Here is a 21451-nt window from a genome sequence, read left to right as displayed (position 1 = left end):
TATGAAAATTATTGTTTTATCTGGCTATGGTTTAAACTGCGAAAAAGAGACTGCATTTGCATTTATGGAGTGTAGTAGAAAACTTGGTATCAGCAATGTAAAGGTAAAAATCGTTCACATTAATGAAGTTATACATAATCCAGGTGAGCTGAAATCAAGTGATATACTTGCAATTCCAGGAGGTTTTTCCTATGGAGACGATACTGGTGCCGGTAACGCTTTTGCTCTACGCATCAAGAACAACTTATTGAACGAGCTTCAAGATTTTTTATTTCAGGATAAGCTTGTTATAGGGATATGTAACGGTTGTCAAATATTGGTAAAGTTAATCCCAGAATTCTCTAACCTAGCTTTAATACGTAATGATATAGGTAATTATCAATGTCGTTGGATTAGAGTTAAAGTTAATCCACATAGTAGTTCTGTTTGGCTACGCGGCCTAGATGAATTGTATCTTCCTGTTGCTCATGGAGAAGGCAAGTTCTTTATGAATCGGGATGCTTTGAATCAATTGATTGAGAGCGGTTCTGTTGCATTGCGTTACATTAATGAGGATGGTGACTATGCCAACTTACAGTTTCCTTACAATCCAAATGGATCTGTGTACGATCTTGCAGCTTTATCAGATAAAAGTGGCAGAGTACTAGCTTTGATGCCTCACCCGGAGAGAGGAATATTTTTTACTCAGCGAGACAACTGGCCACTTGAAAAAGAGAAGTACAAGCGCTTAAATTCTGCTGTGCCAAAGTATGGTGATGGGATGCTTATATTTGAAAATGCACTGAGATATTTTGCGCAAGCGTTGTAGATAAGATACTATGTAAGTGATGCCATTGCCTGAACAGCCATGCTTTTTCTATGATGTTCCGTAACGCCATAGAGGCTTATAGCTTCTCTGTGCTCTTTTGTTCCATATCCCTTATTTTTATGCCAATTATATTCCGGGTGTTGATTATGCAGCTCTTGCATTAACTGATCCCTTGTAACTTTTGCAATAATTGAAGCTGCCGCGATTGATACACTCAAACTATCGCCATTTACTATGGGCTTTACTTGCCATTTTACTTTGGGTGGTTGATTACCATCAACTAGCACATAATCTAGTTCTAGACCCAAGTTCATCAACGCACGCTGCATTGAAAGCTTTGTTGCCTGCAAAATATTGTATGAATTTATTTCCTCTACACTTGCTATCCCTATACCAAATTTTGCAACAGACGTTATTTTTTCATATAAAATTTGCCTGCTTTTGGCAGTCAATTTTTTTGAGTCGTTAATGCCTTCAATGATCATATTTCTATCAGTAAATACTACTGCTGCAGACATCACTGGACCAGCTAGCGGGCCCCTTCCAACCTCATCTACTCCTGCTATCACTCCTGACAACTCATTTTCTAGTGTAAAATCTGGGTATTTCATAGGTTTCTATAATAAGAAAGCTAAAGTGAAGATCGAACAAGTAATAGCAATTATCCAAAATTTTACAACTATTTCATTTTCTGACCATCCCTTTTTTTCAAAATGGTGATGTATTGGTGTCATGAGAAAAATCCTGCTGCCCTTGCCACATTTAAACTTCGTATATTTAAAGTACGATACCTGAATAATGACAGACAAAGTCTCCATCACAAAGATTGCTCCAATAAAGGCAAAAAGTACTTCCCTTTTAATTAGAACGCTAATTAATCCTAAGGCTGCGCCAACTGATAAGCTGCCAACGTCACCCATAAATACTTTTGCCGGATGTGTATTAAACCACAAGAAACTTAAAATTGCTCCTACAAATGCGATGCAGAATAAAATGATTCCCAAGTCTGCTTTAGCCATATATGCAATTAATCCCAAAGAAACAAAAGAAGTGATAGCTTGGGTTGCAGCAAGGCCATCGAGGCCATCTGTGAGATTCACAGCATTGGAAGAGCCGACAATCACAAATGCAGCAAACGGCACATATAGGCAGCCAAAGTCGATCACTACTTCTCTCAATAGAAACGTTTTTGTAAAACCTTCAGAAAAATATGGCTTGAATATAGACATAACAACCAGGATGACTATAAATTGGACAAGTATCTTAGTTTTTGCACTTAAACCTCGATGGTTATTTGCTTTTAATTTTAAATAGTCGTCAATAAATCCAATCAGAGCAAAAAACAAAGTTACAAATACCAGCAATAGGATCTCTGGTGTTAACTGAGCCCAAAGTAAAACTGGCAATAAAGTGGAAAACAGTATTATCACCCCGCCCATAGTAGGGGTGCTTCTTTTGGTGATCAAATGACTTTTCGGTCCACATAATCTGATTGGCTGTCCACCTTTGCTGATTCTTTTTAGAAGCTTTATAAAATAAGGATGAAGAACAAACCCAAAAATGAATGAGGTGAAAAATATTTTTGCAGGTAAGTACATCTTATTTAAATTAAGTATTATATCAATTGCTTGTAGATATCATAGCACAGGTGAATTTGTAGTCATTCTACCAATATCTCTCTTTTTCCTGAGTGATTTGGAGCGCTGACAATACCTTCTTTTTCCATTCTTTCAACAATGTTTGCAGCTCTGTTATAGCCTATTCTCAGTTGTCGTTGAATGTAACTGGTTGAAACCTTTTGATCCCTTTGAATGATAGCCACTGCTTGCTTGTATAGGTCGTTCTCTTCATCCTCTGTTTCACCTTCTGATTCCACAGAAGAATTCTCATCTTCTTTGGTAATTTCCTCCATATAGTGTGGTTCACCTTGTGCTTTTAGGTGATTAACTATATTTTGCACCTCATCATCACTTACAAATGGGCCATGAACTCGAATAATCTTACCACCAGAGGCCATATAGAGCATGTCACCCATACCGAGCAACTGTTCAGCTCCTTGTTCACCAAGTATTGTACGGCTATCTATTTTAGAGGTAACAGCAAAACTGATTCTCGTTGGAAAGTTTGCTTTTATCACGCCTGTTATGATATCTACAGATGGACGTTGCGTTGCCATTATGATATGTATTCCTGCAGCACGAGCCATTTGAGCTAAACGCTGAATAGAGCACTCTATCTCCTTTCCGGCAACAAGCATTAAATCCGCCATTTCATCCACAATCACTACAATATACGGAAATGTCTCCATTTTGATTGGCAGTTTTTCAAATAAAGGTTTACCTGTTGTTGAGTTGAAGCCGATTTGCACAACACGTTCCAACTCTATTCCATTATTCATCGCTTCTGTAATTCTTTGGTTATAGTTTATTACATTACGCACGTTTAAATATGACATCATGCGATAGCGGTTTTCCATCTCTTTTACTATCCATTTAAGAGCAATAACAGCTTTTTTTGGCTCTGTTACTACTGGTGTTATTAAATGTGGTATTGCATCATATATCGAAAGCTCAAGCATTTTTGGGTCAATCATTATCATCTTACATTCATCAGGACTTAACCGATAAACGAGTGAAAGAATCATAGTATTAATTGCAACTGATTTACCTGACCCTGTGGTTCCAGCAACGAGCAAGTGCGGCATTTTAGCCAAATCAGCAATTACTGGTTTTCCGCTTATCTCTTTACCGAGCGCAATTGGAAGATTCAAATTTGCATTTTGGTATTCTGGTGATTCGAGTAAATCACGCAACATAACAATTTCTCTTTCCTTGTTTGGCAGTTCTATTCCCATAGCATTTTGCCCACGAATTATTGAAATGCGCGCAGAGAGCGCACTCATTGACCGTGCTATATCATCCGCAAGGCCAATTACCCTTGCAGATTTTGTGCCAGCTTGTGGTTCAAGCTTGTATAAAGTCACAACTGGTCCATAACATACACTGATAATCTTTCCTTGTACGCCAAAATCACTTAAGACTTGCTCCAGCAGAGATAAATTCTTATTGCTTTCTATTTCATTCAGCTGTTTTCTCTGCAAAGACTCTTCCGCCTTAGAAAGTAAATGAATACTTGGAAACTCAAACCCACTAGAAGGTTTAAAAGTCTCTCCAGTAACTTTTTTCTGTCTTTCTTTTGGTTGCTTGCTGGTAGTGATTTGAGCCTTATGGCTTTCCTCTACTGTTAACGGTGCAATCGAATATTCAGCGGTTTTACGTGGCCTAAAAAGCAGAGCTTTTGCAAAAAGGCAAGTTGTTTTTTTACATAAGAAGAATAGAGAGTAAATTGTTCTCTTCCAACCAATCAATCCTACAGTACCTACCAACGCTGCTATTGCGAATATGTAAAATGGACAGTGATCAATTAGAGTATTTCCCACTATTCCACTGTGCATATACCTTGCAGTAATGCCAAGCGAAAACTGCGGTAATATAGCACATATTGCTAAATTGATTAATGTTAAATAGAAAATTTTCAGCAACTTTTTTGATGGATTGAAGATCAGAAAATAAACTGCAGTTGTAGTTACTGTAATGCTAGTAAGTCCAAGAAATTGAACTAATATATCAGCTAAGTATGAACCTACTATTCCACCCAAATTTGTTGCGTCTTCATTTGTAACTGTATTTAAAGATGGGTCTTTATAATTGTAGCTGAAAACTGATACACATGTATACACTAAGAGTGATAAGTATATCGCTGACTTTAGATATTTTTTTAACATCTACTTAAAGTAGTAAGTAATTGTATATTTTACAAAGTGTATTGCTATTATCAATATCATTACAGACAAATCTAATCCATTGAACGGTCTTATATACCTTCTGATAACCTTCAGTGGTGGATAAGTGAGCCGGTTTAAGGTGTGCATTATGTTACTCACAGTCTCATTATACGCGTTGACTACATTAAGCTTAATCAGCCAGTCCAGTACAACCCAACATATGAGAACGAAGCTGTAAAGATTAAGTAGCAGGCTGAGTAGGTATATGATTGGATGCATGGACATCTATTACATGAAAATTATATAAAAGATAAGTATTTAGAAATCTTAAATCAATCACCTTTCTAAATCCAGATTTTGCTTTTGTCTTCAATCCGTCATAGCTAGTAAAGCCACTCCAGGGTCAGCTATTGCATTTTTGGTCTTTTAAATTGCTTTAGCTATAAATATTTAAGAAATTTACCAAATGAAGAAAAAAAGCAAAAGAAACCCCGTGGTGGCTAGTTATTTACTTTTGTGTCGAAATGTTGGCGTTTTTTTATCCTAAACGCTTAATAAGTGCGACTTAGCTGCTTTTTAATGCAGCTTAACCTTAGCCATAAACGTTTAAGAAACTCACTAAGCAGAAAAAAAGCAAAAGAAACCCCGAGTAGCTAGTTATTCACTATCTATCTTATGATATTGGCGTTTTTGATGTCTTAAACGACTTATAAGCGCGTTTCAGCTTGTATAGGTAAAAAACCAGAAGTTTTAAAAAGACATACAGTGCACATAGTGCGAAAAATTAAACATGAGACGCCAAATATGCTAAGTTTTTTTCTCATTTAATCTGCACAGACTGAAGATAAATAATAGCTTCAGTCTCATTATAAGGGGGTTAGAGGAGTTTGTCAAGTAGTTTTTTTGTTTCTATTGGATGACGGCCGGATCAAGTTGCGGGGGTAGGATTTGAACCTACGACCTTCAGGTTATGAGCCTGACGAGCTACCGAGCTGCTCCACCCCGCGTCGTTGTTTATTTAGTTATTATATATACAATAATAGGAAATAAAAGAATAAAATCCTACTATTGTGTACATTTTGTGTATTTATTGACTCTTCTTGATATAACAGCCAGTTATATACGCAACAATCTGCACAATGAAAAACACAATTTGATACTATGGGTTCCTGTCTTTCAATGTGTGGGAATCTTAATTTATTTCTCTGTAAGTGCTGAACCAAGCTGTGTTTTTACCACATCTATTTTTCTCTCGCTTTTACCTATACTAATTCTAATTGCAATACTGTACAAAAGGTACGCAATATTATGTATTGCCTTGATTGCAATGCTTATAGGATTTACAGCCAGCAAGCTGAGAACAGCTTTAGTTGATACTCAAATTCTTGATAAAGAGAGGTATGTAAAAAATATCGTTGCCACAGTGAAGGATATTAGCAATAAGGGCTTATATAGACAGTTTCTGCTATCTGTTGAAAAACTCCCCCCTATTATCCCAGCGCCCAGACACGTGAATCCAGAAAAAAATACACAAATTCCAGCGTCATGCGCTGGTCGCATTACTTTAGACAACATAAGAATATCAGTTAGAACTAAAGTGGAAGAAGGCGTGGAAATAGGCGATCAAATAAAATTTTCAGCAAAGCTCTTTCCGCCAAAGATTGCACCTTCAGAGTATGCATATGATTTTGCAAGAATAGCATATTACCAGAAAATAAGTGCTACAGGCTTTACAACGAGCAAAGTAGCTTTACACAAAAAGGCTCAAGCAAGAAAATTTCAAGAGTATATAGAGTCTTTCCGTCAACATATTTATGAAAACCTGCAGCAAAATATCAAAAAACCACATGCAGACATAATCTCCGCATTACTGATCGGTAAAAAAGACGGAATAGACCAAAAAACTATGGATGCAATACGAGATTCAGGCATAGCACATTTGTTTGCTATATCTGGTCTGCACTTATCATTTGTTGCTGGCCTGTTTTTTATAGTGTTTCGTAATTTATTTGCAATGTCTGAAACTTTAACTCTTAAGTACAATACCAAGAAAATATCTGCATTTTTCACCATTTTGCCAACCACATTTTATCTGCTGGTCACCGGTATGCAAATCTCCGCTCAGCGTGCGTACATTATGGTGATTTTGGTACTTGTTGCAATAATAATAGAGAGGAAATATCGGGGATTAATAGCAATTGCGTTTGCTGCTTCAATGATACTTATAGTAGAACCAGAAGCGATTTTAAAGCCCGGCTTTCAAATGTCATTTTCTGCCGTTTTGGCACTGGTTGCCAGTTATCAGATTAATGCTAATAAGCTGCTTAAAATAAAAATAATGAAGTATTTTGTGTCGATAATGATCAGCTCAGTGATAGCAAGTCTAGCAACTGTTCCATACACAATATACAATTTTAACTATCTTTCAATCAGCAGCATTATCACAAATTTAGTTGCTATACCGATAGTAACATTGATTATTATTCCACTTGGAATAATCTATGTTCTATTGATTCCTTTAGGCATTGAGTGGATTATAGTGCCATTTATAGAACGTCCAATTGACGGTGTTTTGTATATGACAAATACAATCGCCAGTCTTCGGTATTTGGTTATTCCTATTCGCACTTTTCCTGCTTCATCAATTATTATCATAACACTTGGATTGTTGTGGCTGTGCTTGTGGGAGAGAACTTGGCGCTTCTTTGGAATTTTTTTTATCACGTTGGGCATTTTCTGCGGTGCTATGTATAGAACTCCCGATATTCTAGTCAGCACTAATAATGTTGCCATAAAGGAGAGTGACAACTTACTATATTCTCTCACTAGAAAAAATAGAAACTTTGTTATCAAAACGTGGGCAAGGCAAAACGGACAGAATCAAGTTTTGAATCATACCAAATACAATAATTCAAATAAAAAACTAAAGTGTAGCGATTATGGATGCATATATAATAAAGGGAATAACAAATCAGTGTTACTAGCTTATAAAAAAGAAGGGGTTGTAGAAAGTTGTGACAGAGTTGACTTAATAATTCAATTAAGCAAATTCGACTATCCATCCTGTAATACTAAAACTATCAAATACGCCGATTTAAAAACGTATGGCACATATTCTGTTTGGTTAACAAATAGTGACATAAAGATTAGTAAAGTGCGCTCCAACAGGCCTTGGCATGCGACTTTAAGTTAAAAAGCTTGCTTTTAAAGTGTTATTAATATATAATTAATTTAGTTAAGATATAAGGAAGTTTATGAACTCAGGTGCTCCACTCTCAGGTATTAATGTAACTCACAGTGTGGGTAATATAAATGATGCTATTGGCTTTTTCCCTAAAGCATGGCGTGCAACAAAGAAATATTCTGTAAATAACACGCTACCCACAGTTGCTGTAAGTACTTGGATTCAGTTTTCTTTGGCGTATGTTGCAGCAGTAATGATAACCCATAATAATCTGAGTTATATTACGGACATTTTTAATTCGCAATTAATGCCAGCTTACGCTCTTGCTTCTGTTATTCTTGGAACAATTTTATTAACCTCTCTTGTTATAAAGTATATACACACGCAAGAAATAAAAGATGAGAAATCAAAAAATGGTGATAGCTCAATAGATATAAAGATCAGAGGTGGAGAAAGTGATGGAATAAATGAGATTGCTCAGAATGCATCAGTAATAGAAATTGTTCCAGACACGAGCCTTATAGGCAACAAAAAAGAAAATTTTTCTATAGTTTTACCAATTGCCGAAAAACAGGGAGAAACATTGGAAAACAAAAGACAAGAGAACAGAAATAAAATTATTCTGCTCACTGCACCATATGTACTGAGTAGTCTAATTATAGCCGGTGCATTGGCAAAATTTGGCTTTGTCCATATCCGAAGTTGGAAAGAATGGACTTTCATTGCAGCAGTGGTCGCTATCACTGTTGTTAGTGCACTCATAACATTAATTAAAAATTTGAAGAATAATGAAGTGAATAATGCATGTAATATCGTTAAAAAATTCAATAGTGCAGATATTCTACTTCCATGGAGAAAAGGTGGTGTTATATCGGTAATGGAAAATAAATTTGAGAGTAAGGAGGAGAATGATTTACAATCACAAGCGTTAAGATTATTTGAAAGGTTTTTAACTGGTTTTAAAAATGATGTTTGTAGAATACTAGATAAACAACTAACTGAAGCTAATAAGTTGTTTAAGAAAGACCTTTTAGACCCTTCAAATGAAAAGATTCAAGAAGCTCTTAATCATCTCAAAGAGATTAGAGAGGATATCAAAAAAGATTTAGATTGGCTACATGCAGAAATTTCAAAAGTTTTAAACGACACTAAAGAATTGACAAAGAAAGCAAATTCACTAGATATTAAAGGTACTTTTTCTAAGCTGCAAAGTGCTATTAAAACTTTTAATGATACTATGGAGACAGTGAAAAATAAGGTAAAAAGCTTAAAACTTGGGAAATTTGGTATACCCTATTTTGATACAACGCAATCTGATCAAAATGAACATGAAAGTGGCAATAATCAGGCAGAAGGTGATAATGAGAATTCTCGGGATGTTGACGGAGGTTATAATCAACTTCTAGAAAGGTTATGTGATCTAGAAAAGGAAATACAAGAATTAAAGAAATCTTTAGAGGAGGCAAAAAACAAACAAGCTCAACCAAAAGAACTTGATAGTGGCGTCAGTTCTGAAACTAGCAGCCCCACCTCTAATGGCTCACAACGAGATGAAGAAGAAATATTGGATGAAGAACTAGCACGGCTAGAAAAAGAAGAAAGGATGGAAGAGAAGCGAGAAAAAATAAAAAACCTTAAGGAAGCGCGCCCTAAACAAAAAGAAATAAAGGAGTGGAAAAAAGAAATCAACGGCAAACCAAGTGAATTTTTATATTACGTATTAGAGTCCATTAAACTGGGAGAAAAGGCAACGTTGCGGAATCTTGACAACAAGATAATAATCCACTGGAAAGATGGTTCTCGGACAATTTGCTATATTGAAAAACAAGGTGACCTTCCTAGTACAGAAGTTGATTTCATAGATCCAGATATTCAAGCAGCATTTGGAGCAGCTTGTGTAGGGTAGTTACTATAGATATAACCTTGCATATCAACAGTGGTGAGAAGGTTAGACACCTACATAGCTGAAGAGTGCAACATATCACGCAGCAAAGCGCAAAGATTGATACAGAATGGGCAGGTGGAATTACTTGGTGTGCCTATAACTAATAACGATTACATAGTAAAATCAGGTGAGAAATATGTGGTGCATCTTACTTCTAATAACGAATCCACATCAATTGAGCCTAATCACAACATAAAACTCGATATCATCTACGAAGATGAGGATATTATAGTTCTCAATAAACAAAGTGGATTAACAGTGCACCCAGGTGCTGGAACAAACAATGATACGCTCCTAAATGCAGTTGTCGCTCACCTCGGTAAAATTCCATATACCCACGTAAGACCAGGAATTGTTCATAGGCTTGATAAAGACACCAGCGGACTAATGGTAATTGCAAAAAATGAGGAATCCCATAGTTTTTTGTCTGAATTACTATCAAATCGTAAAATAAGACGAGAATATCTAGCAGTAGTCTGGGGAACATTATCTAATCCGCAAGGAACAATAAAAACTAATATTGCCCCCAAACGTAGCAATAAAGAAGTGATGTGTGTAACGAAAACCACAGGAAAAAGAGCAATTACCCATTATTTGGTGCAAAAAATTATAGGGCAAGCGAGCTTAGTCAAATGTACTTTAGATACAGGTAGAACACATCAAATTCGAGTACACATGAGTTACATAGGACATTCTATTATTGGTGATCAGGTTTACGGAAAAAATAGTAGCAAAAGTGCAAAATATGCTAAACATTCTGATTTTATTTGTACCTTTAATAGACAAGCATTACATGCCTATAAACTAGGATTATATCACCCAAAGAGTAAGGAATATATGGAATTTCGTTCTGATTTACCGCAAGACGTGAGAACTTTAATTGATGAGTTTGAAGAAATATAGAATTATTTAAGAATAGAGCGGATGCCTTAGCAGTTGCAGTTAATGCTTCTCAATGATAAAATAATGGTTGGTGTATAATTTTGATGTTATGATTAGCTTATTGTTTGCTGTGCTATTGTTTTTTTATGGTGGCGAGGCATTTGCGAAGCAGGAACCACGTTCAATAGCTGCAGACAGTCACATAAAAGTAATAAATTATAATCCACAAGCTATACATAAATATACAGGCTTTTATGGTTATCAATCGAGCATATTGTTTGAGCCAGGTGAAGTAATACAAAACCTTTCAATGGGTGATCCAACTGGCTGGCAGCTTACTCCCCAAGGCAACAGGTTATTTATCAAGCCTATAGATGATATTGCTGACACTAATGCAACTATAATTACTAATAAAAGAGTTTATTACTTTGAACTTCATGCTGAGGAAGCAACTGGACTGGATGACCCAAGGTTAGCATACGAAGTAAGGTTTCTTTATCCTCTGTTTAACAGCGACGAAATCTACGCAACCGATAACGGTGACATTCTTGCACAAAACAGCCCCACCACTATTCCTGATATAAACGATCTTGAGGTTGCAAAGAAAGGTCTAAATTTTAATTACTCTATTTCACATATTAAGGGCAGCGAGTCAATTATACCTACCAAAGTCTTTGATGACGGAAAATTTACATACTTACAATTTAATAAGGAAAATTCTAACTTTCCAGCGGTCTTTATGGTTGATTCTGCAGGGTATGAATCTCTAATAAATTTCCGTACAGTTGATGATTATCTTATCATCGAAAAAGTTGGCTCTGTGTTTACTTTAAGAAACGGATCAAGTACAGTTTGCTTGTTTAATGAAAACATGCCTTTTAAAAAGGGTAAGTGATAAAAGCAAGTACATGTGCAGGTATAAGGTTTTTATCTGTTCAGATGAAAAGTGGTAAAAAACAATCCCAGCCATAATGATCAAAAGATTAGCCCTATTTGCAGTTGGCTATAACTGAAAAGTTATCTATCAATTTCACCAAAAACTATATCGAGTGAGCCAATAATTGCTGCGATGTCAGCAAGCATATGTCCTTTTGCCATAAAATCTAAGGCTTGCAAATGTGGAAAGCCAGGTGCTCTTATTCGGCATCTGTAGGGCCTATTGGTACCATCTGAAACTATATATACACCAAACTCACCTTTCGGTGCCTCAACTGCAGCATACGCCTCGCCTTTCGGCACATGATATCCTTCTGAATAAAGCTTAAAATGGTGAATTAGGGCCTCCATAGACCTTTTCATCTCTGTTCTTGGCGGTGGAGAAATCTTCCTGTCTTCAGTTTTTATTGGCCCTTTAGGCACTTTTTCTATACACTGCTTTACCAAATTGATGGACTGCCTAATCTCTTCCATTCTCACTAAATAACGGTCATAACAATCACCATTTTGACCGATCGGTATATCAAAATCTAGTTGGTCATATATTTCATATGGCTGGCTCTTTCGCAAATCCCAAGCAAGCCCAGCAGCACGCAACATTGGACCACTAAAACCCCAATCAAGAGCCTGTTTAATTGATATTTCACTGATTTCTACAGTACGTTGTTTCCAGATTCTATTTTCTGTCAAAAGCTCGTCAACATCGTCTATATATTTTGGAAACTGCTCTATAAACTTTGCAATATCTTCAATTAAACCTTCTGGAACATCTGCTGCGACCCCACCTGGTCTGATGTAAGCCGCGTGAAACCTTGCTCCTGAAGCCCTTTCATAAAATTCCAGTATTTTTTCCCTTTCTTCAAAAAGCCATAAAAGAGGAGTCATTGCCCCAACATCAAGTGCTTGAGAGGAGATATTGAGTAGATGGTTGAGTATTCTTGTTAATTCACAGAACAGAACACGCAAATATTTTGCCCTTATCGGCACTTCGCATTGCAACAACTTCTCTACACATAGCGAATATGCATGCTCTTGTGACATTGGTGATACGTAGTCAAGGCGATCAAAATAAGGCAAGGCTTGAAGATACGTTTTATGCTCTATTAATTTTTCAGTACCACGGTGCAGAAGCCCAATATGAGGATCAGCCCTTTCGATTACTTCACCATCCATCTCCAATACAAGACGCAACACCCCATGTGCAGCCGGGTGTTGGGGGCCAAAATTTAACATCATTGTCTTTAAGTCAGGCATGTCCGGTAGTTTAAGGTATTAAAGTTGTATAGACCAAAGCGTGTTGAAAGTCAATAAACTTCTCAAACAACGAACCAACAACGCATTAAACATCACAGCAATCAGAAACAAAAAACCACTTGACGTTTCCAAAAAGTCTACTTATCATACGGCTGAAGCTATTTATTTATCTTCAGTCTGTGCAGATAAAATGACAAAAAACTCAATGTATTTGGCGTCTCATGTTTAATTTTTTGCACTATGTGCACTTATGTCTTTAATAAACTTTCAAGGTTTTTACCTATATAAGCTAAAATGCGCTTGTTAAAGCGTTTAAAACAGTAAAAAACGCCGATTAAAAGATAGATAGTGAATAACTAGCTAACAGGGTTTCTTTTGCCTTTTTTCTGCTTAGTAAATTTCTTAACGTTTAAATTTAGATCAGTTGCGGTTTAAAAGCAGCGAGATTAGACGTTTAGAATAAAAAAACGCCAGTTTATAAAGTTAATATAAATAATTAGCCACCAACGGGTCTTCTTTTGCCTTTTTTCTCATTTAGTAAATTTCTTAAACTCTGTCATTCCGGCGCGTGACGCTGGGATCCAGCCTTATTTTCATTTTTACGCAAAATCGAAAATAAGAGGTTTCTTATGTTTATCCACGCAAATAGATAAGCCTTATTTTCATTTTTATATAGAATCGAAAATAAGAGATTTCTTATTTTCATCAAATGGTGTCACTCCAGTGCTTGACACTGGAATCCAGTAGAGTTTGCTTGCTAAACTAATCTTGTGAACATAGAAAGTAGCTAATTTTAATTTGAAACACAACATCTTGATTATTATGGAAGCTTGGATCCCAGTGTCGGAGCACTGGGATGACATCCACAACCTTGTCATTCCAGCGCTGGTCCACTTTCTGAAGGTGTCATTCCAGCGCGTGACGCTGGAATCCAGCCTTATTTTCATTTTTACGCAAAATCGAAAATAAGAGGTCTCTTATGTTCATCCACGCAAATAAGGTAAGCCTTATTTTCATTTTTATACAGAATCGAAAATAAGAGGTTTCTTATGTTCATCGAAGGGTGTCATTCCAGTGCGTGACGCTGGAATCCAGTGAAAAAAGAATGGATCCCAGTATCAAGTACTGGGATGACATCATTAGACTACTCGGATGGCAAAAAGACACACTGGGATAACGTCATACGGGTGACGCGCACAATCCTGTCGTTCCAGCGCGTGACGCTGGAATTTAGAGATTTTATAATGCACCATTTTGGCAATCTGGATCCCAGTGTCAGGGCACTGGGATGACAAGAAAAGGAGCTACTCGAATGACATCGTAAGGCTACAGGAATGACACCAGCAAATTACCTGTGATTGTAATGTTCGTGCAGTTGTTGTACACCATGTGCTGGAATGACAGGGGTGCTGAAATGACACTATCATAGGACTTCAGCTACACTATATAATCTTACACATCAAATTAATTATTTATATTTTTTTGCTAAGACGTAAATTATACTAATATGGAAATTTACGCTTTCTTTAGAGAAATTACTTTATGCTTGATATTGAAAGATTAATAAATTAGAGGTTAAAGTTATGACAATCAATCGACAAGTAAATAAAGGTATAACTAAAGAAGAATATTTCAACAATGGCGGTAAGGGATTTAACTCGCCATATATTATAGAAATAAAAGAGCTAAACATTAAAGTAGAGGTTTATTCTCATGATTTAAAAGCAAGTAAACTTGCTAACATTGAAAGCGAAATAAGAGAAACAGCTACTAATTTTAAAAATGCATTCGGATTAGAACGTGGCAGTTCGGAACAAACATTTAAGTTTTATGTGTTCGATGATAAAGCTGATTACACTCACCTTGGCGGAAGCGAACGTTTCGGTTCTTATCTTGGAGATGAAGGTGGTAAAACTTACTATATAGGGGAAGCTGGTATTGTTGCTGAGATGTACGTCTATCAACAAGGCGGTGTTCATAACCTTCAGCATGAATTTGCACATGGTTTGACTCACTTAGCGACGGGAGGTAACCGCTTACCTACAGTATTAATGGAGGGAATTGCAGATTACTTTGAACACCACTCAGACCATAAGTTCAATGCCCAAGGATCGAGCATTGATAAAACTGAAGCTACAAATTTAGATTTAAGTAGAATTTTAAATTTGGAATATTCAGAAAATAGTGAAGCAAATAGCCTGGTTTACAAAACTGGTCATGCGTTGATAATGTATTTACAAACAAATCATCCAAACTTGCTAAGTGATTACTTAAGCGCTATACGTGCCGGTGATAGCAGTAGATCAAAACAACTTTTGGAAGAAATACAACAGCATAACGATGCCTTTAAAGGCTGGCTTGCTGAAAATAGCACAGATGTTGCAATGCAGGACATCAATGCTTTACAAGTCACAAAAGGAGAGTCTATAGCAACTGGTCAAGAAATAGTAGGTGGAGAAATAAAAAACGTATCATACTATAGAGCAGATATAAAAACAATGAATGGAGAAAATGTTGGAAGTTTCTCTCCTGTAGAACATGTTGCATTTTATGATATTGCTCGTGCTGTTAACAGGGCAACAAATGATAGTCTCGATATATCAAAGGAATATCACTTTTTAAAGGTAATAAAAACTCCTGATGGGCAAACCAAACTCACTTACTCTGATCAATATGGTAATGAATATCGAAACAGTTTAGAGTATAAAATGCAAGCTTTCAGGATACTATCAAAGTATGATGAGAATTTGAAGAAGGCTTATGATAATGCATTAAAAAATCTGGATCAGGAGAGGCAAAAGGAATACTCTAAAATAGATAGAGAGCTTGGTGAAGGAAAGATTTCTTACGAAGAGTATTTAGAAAAATATCATTCAATTCCTTCTAAATATCAGAAATTAGAAAATGCCTTACTTGATAAAACCATAAATACTGGCCTAGAACAAGTAAAAGCGACTAAGAACATCGATATAGAAAAAATGTTAGAAGAGATGATCAATATCAATCCAAACTTAGTCAGAGGTGACCATATTGATCTACAAGAAGGTAAGATTCTCTCTATAAAAGCTCTCGGTAAAGGGGATATGGGTGCACTGTCTATATATGATGGAAATACAAAACTTGGAGAGTTATCAAGCGAGTCAGGCTTCTTTAAGCAAGTTGAGGGTCAAATTAAAGAAACTTTTATTTTTGAGGATATATTACACAACCTGAATACTCAATATGAAGGTGGTGCTTATATGGCAATTACAAAAGAAAATGGTCATTATAAAGCTTCTCTGATAGATGGCAGAATGGTTGAACGTGATGAATACTTCGATGAAGCACATTTACACGAAAATGAGTTGTTGCATCCTAGTGTTGGACATATCCAAAAAGACTTAGATCCTCTACTTCTTAAAGGTACTAGAATTTTGAATCATAAGGATTCAGAGCATGCCCAATATCCTCATGAGCAAAGAGAAAATGGAGTTATTGTAGAAAAAGGAAGATTATTGGATGATAAGGGAACTGACAGAACGGATGATGATGTACATGAAGCTGTCATAAAACAAGGAGGAGAGCGCTTATATGAATTCAGAAACATGGGTTTTTACATTAGTGAGAAAGGCGACCTATTTATTCATGACCATGGAGCAAACGTAAGGTTTCAACTACCAAAAAGTATTACTCATCTAAAGTTAGTACAAAAAGATGGAAAATATAAATTAGTTCCAACTGATGCTGATGGTAACGAATATAACGGTATACCAGATGAATACAAGTATATAGATCCAATATTTGCACATGAATATGAAAAGAGGGATTATTCTCATAAGCATGTCAATATAGGTCTTATAAATTTTGATAAATATCCCATTGGTAAACTTTTTGCTGTAAAACACGATCCGGATGATTATCACATACAGAGAAACTCCAACGGTGAAATAGTTAGAATAAACGGTCAAACATATTTCACTAAGGTAAAACTGTTTGATGGTGATGAAGAAATTGGAATGTTATCTAATAACTTCCATAACTTCCAAGGAAAAATGTTCTTTTCTGCTGACTACAACTACAGTTATAACGACTTCCTAGTGTCTGTTTCTCCTCAAGTTGAAATTGAGGATATGGGAGATGGAAGTAGAAGAATAACTTTTGGTCAAGGTAGTGGCGATATCGGTGACACTAATAGAGGTTACACTGACTATCAGAGAATATTTACAAAAGGGCACCAAAATGAAGGTTCACAAGCGAGTAATACTCAACCAGGAGTTGAGGTATCGAATACGAGTCCTAGTAATGACATTGAGCGACCTGTTGGAGTACAAGCTGGATTGGGCATTAGCAGAGAAAGTGATATGCAGCCTGATCAGTCAACTTCACCACAAGGTTTAACAAGACAAAAGAAATCAACTTCTGTAGAAGAAGAGCAAGAACAAGTGGTGTTGAAAGACACAATCTTGAAAATAGAAAAGAACTATGATCGAGATTCAGAAGGAAAACATAAGGCAAATGTCACTATAGATTATAGTGATATGAAAGCCTTGTATGATAGAGCTGAGGGAGCAGAAAAGCAATCTGTGTTAAAGTTTTGGCACAAATTGGCTGAATCTGGATATAAGATAGGTGCTTTGCCGGAAGATAAGTATTACTTTAAAGATGGCAAATTCGTAATTCACGATAGTGACGCGAAGAAGCTTATAGTATTACCTGAAGATAAGGTATCCATCAAGATAATGAAAGATGGCGATCATTATGATTTGGCTATATCTAATAAGGAAGGCAAGGTAATAAGTAGCATTACAAAAATAGATAACTTAAACTATGAGTTGCTGTCAGATACGAGCGGTATCAGTTTAGAAACGCAAGATAGCACTCTATTTTCGGATCAACATAATGAATATAATGTTTATCTAGAGAATGGTTTAGGAGAAATATTTAACTCTGCAAACGATTACGCTTATCACGATCATAACTTGTTCAACGTGGGTTAATAAACATAAGGAGTCGTTGTCTAAACGCAGCAACTCCTCGTGTGTGTAAGACTCCCATACTAAGTCAGACATAAACTTTACAAAATTACACACTTTTTGATATTAGCAAATAATGTAGTACCGCCTTGCGTATTGCCAATCCGAATTTTACCTGCTGTAAAATAACACAATCGGCTATATCACTGCCAATCTCAACTCCTCTATTTATTGGACCTGGATGCATCACAATCGCACTTGGTTTTGCGTACGATAATTTTTGTAAATCAAGCCCATATAAATGAAAATATTCTCTCTCTGAAGGAATAAAATGACCATTATTCATGCGCTCTCTCTGCAACCTCAAAAGCATAACTACATCGGCGTCTTTTATACCTTCAATTAATGAATAATAGACTGAAACCTCAGGAAAATGTCTACAAACCAGAGTTGGTGGTGCAATCAAGCATATTTTTGCTCTAAACATTTTTAGTAATCTTATATTTGATCTTGCAACTCTGCTGTGCAAAATATCTCCGCATATTACAATTTTGAGGTCCTTTATTTGCTTCTTATGACTACTGATTACAAAATAGTCCGCAAGGGCTTGAGTTGGATGTTCACTGCTTCCATCACCGGCATTGATTAGCGAGCAGCTAACATGCTCAGCCAGCACATTCAAAATACCGCTGTTTTTTTGCCTGATTATCATGCAGTCAGGATTCATTGTGTTTAACGTTTTCACCATATCTTTCAAATTTTCTCCTTTGTTAATAGAAGAAGATTTTATCGGCAGAGTTATGACATTTGCTCCAAGACTTTTTGCTGCTATTTCAAAAGATGCAAGAGTACGCGTTGAATCTTCAAAAAATAAGTTTATTACCGTTTTATTTTCTAAAATATGATCACTTGCAACTTCATTTTTCAGATATTGACTAGCTAGCTTAATTATATTCTCTACATCATTGATTGTGAGGTCCTGTATGCTTAGCAAATTCCTGCTATTGCTCATAGTTTCTTTTAATGCACAATAACCTATTCTACTTTCTTATTACCTTTTTTCAACGAACCTATTTGCAAAAATTATAGTTCAATCTATAGTAATTACATTAAAATAGAAACTGGTATTAACTAATAATTAGTGTTATAATTTTATCATAGTTAATATGTTAATAGTAAGTGAGGCTAAAAATGGTTGTAAAAAACGAAGAGGAAGATAGTAAAACTAGCTTGGGGAGCAAAATCCTAGACTACGTACCGTGGAGGATAGCGCTCACAGTTGCTGCTTTTGCTATTCCGGTCATTGGTCCTGTTGTTGGTGCGGCTGTTGGTGCTTTGACGTACGGTAATTATAGAAAGAATAATAAAACCAAAAATCCCGCTTCCGATGATGGACCTGATGAATCTAGTAATAAGGAAAGTAAAAAAGAAAGTGCACAACCAAGCCGTTTAGCAAGACTTGCATCTGAAGTTGGCACTATTGCAAAGAGAATCGGTGTTATTGCAATTGGTTTTCTGCTTGGAGGACCGATTGGCGGTATAATTGCTATAGGTCTTATGGTAGTTGACGGTATATCAGGTGGTAAAGTCTTTCAAATAGTAGAAAAAGTGCTGGATGCAGTTTATGATGCGCTCAGTGGAGTAGAAGATAAAATACAAGATGCAGGAAAATTGGCATCAGATAAGACGAAAGATCCTGAGAAGGGTAAATCAGAAAATGGGGAGAAGATAGGAATTCCAGCTCAAAATACTGCAAAAGACAATAAACAACCTATTGGCCCTGCAACCGAAAGGCTTGCAAAAGAAAGCTTAACGAGCAAAGAACAAAAGGCTGGAAAAAGTTGCTAGGTAAGCCAGCATTACTAAGCTACTTCCACTTACACTCGTCAGCTATCATAACAGCCTCTAAAAGGTGTTTTTCAAGTTCACTTAGAGGTAAATCATTTTGTAAATAATTTCCCCAAGATTTTAATGTATCGGAGGTGCCAACACCTTCAATAATGGGGTATTCTTGATTTTTTTTAGCATATAGTTCTTGAGCTTGCTCGCTCACTAAAAATTCCAGTAAAGCTACGGCATTTTCTCTATTTTTTACGTTTTTTGTTACTGCTGCACCGCTGGTATTCACCATTACACCGCTATTATCTTGATTGGGAAAGAAAATCCCCAATTTGTCTGCAATATTCCTTTTATGTGCATCTTTGGATGAAAGAATTCTTGCAAAATAATAGCTGTTTACTATTGCAACACCTCCTTCACCGGCAGCTACAGCGTAAATTTGATCGGTATCGCCACCACTTGGTTTTCTTGCCATATTGCTTACAATCCCACTAACCCATTCTTTCGTCTTTTCAAAACCGTTGTTTGCGATCATAAAAGCAATCAATGACCTGTTATATGGACTTGTGGAAGAGCGTACTAATATTTTTCCTTTCCATTTTGCATTTGCTAAATCTTCATAAGTGCTTAAATCCTTAGGATTTACTGATTCTTTATTGTAAACTAATATTCTAGTTCTCTTTGTGAGGCCAAACCAGTAATCCTCACTATCTCTAAACTTTGCGGGTATAGCACTTTTTAAAACCTCTGAATCTACCTGGGACAAAAGCCCTCTTTTTTTTGCCAAAATTAAATTTACCGCATCTGCAGTTAAAAATAAATCAGCTTCGCCGCCATTTTCCATACGTGAAAGTAGTTGAGAATAATCGTCAATGATATAACGTACCTTGATGCCTGTATTTCTTGTAAATTCATTAAATAAGGTATGTACTAATTCTTCTTTACGTGATGAATAAACATTTACTACTTGTGAGTTATCAGTCCCACTATTTTTATATAGAAAAGTAATAACTATTAAGACAACTGCTATTAGGGATGTGGATATTAAAGCTTTTTTCATATTGAATAAAACAATTCTCCCGCCCAGGGTACTCAAATAGCAAAATTTTAGCAAGGATAAAATCATCTATGTATCAAGTCATTAGGTTCCTTGCACAACAATTTTCAGCGGCATGTTGAAAACAACATCTGACACCCCTCGGAAATCCTCTTATCATATAGCTGAAGTTATTTTTTTATCTTCAGTCTGTGCAGATAAAATGACAAAAAAACTTAATGTGTTTGGTTCTCTAATGGCACATAAGTCAACAATAATTTTCACACAAATCAAAATGTATCTGTTCAGAGGAGTGGCTTAAGAAACAATAGATAAATGAAAATAAGGCTTTATCCATTTGCGTGGATGAAAATGAGAAACCTCTTATTTTCGATTTTGCGTAAAAATGAAAATAAAGCTTATCTTAATGGTGATAGACTTCTTGCATTATGGTCACGAACATTGCAATCAGCAGGTAATTTGCGTAACAGATGGTGTCCATCCCTGTAGCTCCAATGGTGTCATCCCAGTTCTCCGACACTGGGATCCATTCTTTTTTTTACTGGATTCCAGCGTCACGCGCTGGAATGACACCCTTTGATGAAAATAAAAAAAACCTCTTATTTTCGATTCTGTATAAAAATGAAAATAAGGCTTATCTTAATGGTGATAGACTTCTTGCATTATGGTCACGAACATTACAATCAGCAGGTAATTTGCGTAACAGATGGTGTCCATCCCTGTAGCTCCAATGGTGTCATCCCAGTTCTCCGACACTGGGATCCATTCTTTTTTTTACTAGATTCCAGCGTCACGCGCTGGAATGACACC

20 protein-coding genes and 1 tRNA gene are annotated in these 21451 nt (G+C 36.1%); 10 read left to right on the top strand and 11 right to left on the bottom strand.

Features of this window, described 5'->3' with window-relative positions:
* The first annotated feature begins 1 nt into the window (after nt 1).
* Nucleotides 2–808 (top strand): phosphoribosylformylglycinamidine synthase subunit PurQ, encoded by an 807-nt coding sequence (locus HF196_RS01955; protein WP_168455582.1) that lies wholly within the window; start codon nt 2–4, stop codon nt 806–808.
* Nucleotides 809–816: 8 nt separating this feature from the next.
* Here HF196_RS01955 and HF196_RS01950 read toward each other — a convergent pair whose 3' ends face one another.
* From HF196_RS01950 to HF196_RS01930, 5 genes are all read right to left on the bottom strand, one after another.
* Nucleotides 817–1419, bottom strand: a complete 603-nt coding sequence (locus HF196_RS01950) for a ribonuclease HII (protein ID WP_168455581.1) — start codon at nt 1417–1419, stop codon at nt 817–819.
* Nucleotides 1420–1425: 6 nt separating this feature from the next.
* Nucleotides 1426–2406, bottom strand: a complete 981-nt coding sequence (mraY, locus tag HF196_RS01945; protein ID WP_168455580.1) for a phospho-N-acetylmuramoyl-pentapeptide-transferase — start codon at nt 2404–2406, stop codon at nt 1426–1428.
* A 62-nt stretch (nt 2407–2468) separates the two neighbouring features.
* Nucleotides 2469–4592 (bottom strand): FtsK/SpoIIIE family DNA translocase, encoded by a 2124-nt coding sequence (locus tag HF196_RS01940; RefSeq protein ID WP_168455579.1) that lies wholly within the window; start codon nt 4590–4592, stop codon nt 2469–2471.
* Nucleotides 4593–4871, bottom strand: a complete 279-nt coding sequence (locus HF196_RS01935) for a YggT family protein (protein ID WP_168455578.1) — start codon at nt 4869–4871, stop codon at nt 4593–4595.
* Nucleotides 4872–5525: 654 nt separating this feature from the next.
* A tRNA-Met gene (locus HF196_RS01930) sits at nt 5526–5599 on the bottom strand.
* On the opposite strand from HF196_RS01930, the gene HF196_RS01925 reads away from it, so the two are divergent.
* The 4 genes from HF196_RS01925 (at nt 5563) to virB9 (ending at nt 11498) form a co-directional block, all read left to right on the top strand.
* A complete protein-coding gene (locus tag HF196_RS01925) occupies nt 5563–7785 on the top strand; it encodes a ComEC/Rec2 family competence protein (RefSeq protein ID WP_174855520.1) in 2223 nt (740 codons plus the stop codon). The two genes, HF196_RS01930 and HF196_RS01925, sit on opposite strands and share 37 nt — an antisense overlap.
* Nucleotides 7786–7846: 61 nt before the next feature.
* Complete coding sequence (locus HF196_RS01920; protein WP_168455577.1) at nt 7847–9682, top strand: hypothetical protein; 1836 nt, start codon at nt 7847–7849, stop codon at nt 9680–9682.
* Nucleotides 9683–9778: 96 nt separating this feature from the next.
* Entirely contained in the window at nt 9779–10624 is an 846-nt protein-coding gene (locus HF196_RS01915) for an RluA family pseudouridine synthase (protein WP_246198617.1), read from the top strand.
* 88 nt (nt 10625–10712) lie between these two features.
* Nucleotides 10713–11498: a P-type conjugative transfer protein VirB9 gene (virB9, locus tag HF196_RS01910; RefSeq protein WP_168456257.1), complete on the top strand. Its 786-nt coding sequence runs from the start codon at nt 10713–10715 to the stop codon at nt 11496–11498.
* Nucleotides 11499–11620: 122 nt separating this feature from the next.
* Here virB9 and HF196_RS01905 read toward each other — a convergent pair whose 3' ends face one another.
* The 3 genes from HF196_RS01905 to HF196_RS01895 all read right to left on the bottom strand — a co-directional run bounded on the left by HF196_RS01905 (nt 11621) and on the right by HF196_RS01895 (nt 13740).
* Complete coding sequence (locus HF196_RS01905; RefSeq protein WP_168455576.1) at nt 11621–12793, bottom strand: NADH-quinone oxidoreductase subunit D; 1173 nt, start codon at nt 12791–12793, stop codon at nt 11621–11623.
* Between the two features lie 556 nt (nt 12794–13349).
* A complete protein-coding gene (locus HF196_RS01900) occupies nt 13350–13499 on the bottom strand; it encodes a hypothetical protein (RefSeq protein WP_168455575.1) in 150 nt (49 codons plus the stop codon).
* Nucleotides 13462–13740 carry a hypothetical protein gene (locus HF196_RS01895; RefSeq protein ID WP_168455574.1) on the bottom strand — a complete coding sequence of 93 codons (279 nt, stop codon included), beginning with the start codon at nt 13738–13740 and terminating at the stop codon, nt 13462–13464. The genes HF196_RS01900 and HF196_RS01895 overlap by 38 nt, the downstream gene beginning before the upstream one ends.
* A 147-nt stretch (nt 13741–13887) precedes the next feature.
* Here HF196_RS01895 and HF196_RS01890 point away from each other — a divergent pair, with 147 nt between their 5' ends.
* Both HF196_RS01890 and HF196_RS01885 read left to right on the top strand, forming a co-directional pair.
* Complete coding sequence (locus tag HF196_RS01890; protein ID WP_168455573.1) at nt 13888–14085, top strand: hypothetical protein; 198 nt, start codon at nt 13888–13890, stop codon at nt 14083–14085.
* Nucleotides 14086–14376: 291 nt separating this feature from the next.
* The gene (locus tag HF196_RS01885; RefSeq protein WP_168455572.1) at nt 14377–17769 is read left to right on the top strand and encodes a collagenase; all 3393 of its coding nucleotides are present in this window, start codon (nt 14377–14379) and stop codon (nt 17767–17769) included.
* 85 nt (nt 17770–17854) lie between these two features.
* On the opposite strand, the gene HF196_RS01880 is transcribed toward HF196_RS01885, so the two are convergent.
* Nucleotides 17855–18757 carry an aspartate carbamoyltransferase catalytic subunit gene (locus HF196_RS01880; protein WP_168455571.1) on the bottom strand — a complete coding sequence of 301 codons (903 nt, stop codon included), beginning with the start codon at nt 18755–18757 and terminating at the stop codon, nt 17855–17857.
* 179 nt (nt 18758–18936) lie between these two features.
* On the opposite strand from HF196_RS01880, the gene HF196_RS01875 reads away from it, so the two are divergent.
* Nucleotides 18937–19593 carry a hypothetical protein gene (locus HF196_RS01875; RefSeq protein WP_168455570.1) on the top strand — a complete coding sequence of 219 codons (657 nt, stop codon included), beginning with the start codon at nt 18937–18939 and terminating at the stop codon, nt 19591–19593.
* Between the two features lie 19 nt (nt 19594–19612).
* Here the strand turns inward: HF196_RS01875 and HF196_RS01870 are convergent, their stop codons facing one another.
* Nucleotides 19613–20644: an extracellular solute-binding protein gene (locus HF196_RS01870; RefSeq protein WP_168455569.1), complete on the bottom strand. Its 1032-nt coding sequence runs from the start codon at nt 20642–20644 to the stop codon at nt 19613–19615.
* A gap of 312 nt (nt 20645–20956) precedes the next feature.
* On the opposite strand from HF196_RS01870, the gene HF196_RS01865 reads away from it, so the two are divergent.
* Both HF196_RS01865 and HF196_RS01860 read left to right on the top strand, forming a co-directional pair.
* On the top strand, nt 20957–21130 hold the full coding sequence (locus tag HF196_RS01865) for a hypothetical protein (RefSeq protein WP_168455568.1): 174 nt from the start codon (nt 20957–20959) through the stop codon (nt 21128–21130).
* Nucleotides 21112–21366, top strand: coding sequence for a hypothetical protein (locus HF196_RS01860; RefSeq protein ID WP_168455567.1), 255 nt, complete (start codon nt 21112–21114; stop codon nt 21364–21366). The genes HF196_RS01865 and HF196_RS01860 overlap by 19 nt, the downstream gene beginning before the upstream one ends.
* On the opposite strand, the gene HF196_RS05985 is transcribed toward HF196_RS01860, so the two are convergent.
* Nucleotides 21325–21450, bottom strand: a complete 126-nt coding sequence (locus HF196_RS05985; protein ID WP_256359381.1) for a hypothetical protein — start codon at nt 21448–21450, stop codon at nt 21325–21327. The genes HF196_RS01860 and HF196_RS05985 overlap by 42 nt on opposite strands.
* Between the last annotated feature and the right edge of the window lies 1 nt (nt 21451).

Origin of the sequence: Wolbachia endosymbiont of Ctenocephalides felis wCfeJ (genome assembly GCF_012277315.1) — a bacterium.
Classification (GTDB): domain Bacteria; phylum Pseudomonadota; class Alphaproteobacteria; order Rickettsiales; family Anaplasmataceae; genus Wolbachia.
The sequence above is the reverse complement of the archived record's forward strand: the minus strand, read 5'-3'. Positions and strand labels throughout refer to the sequence as shown.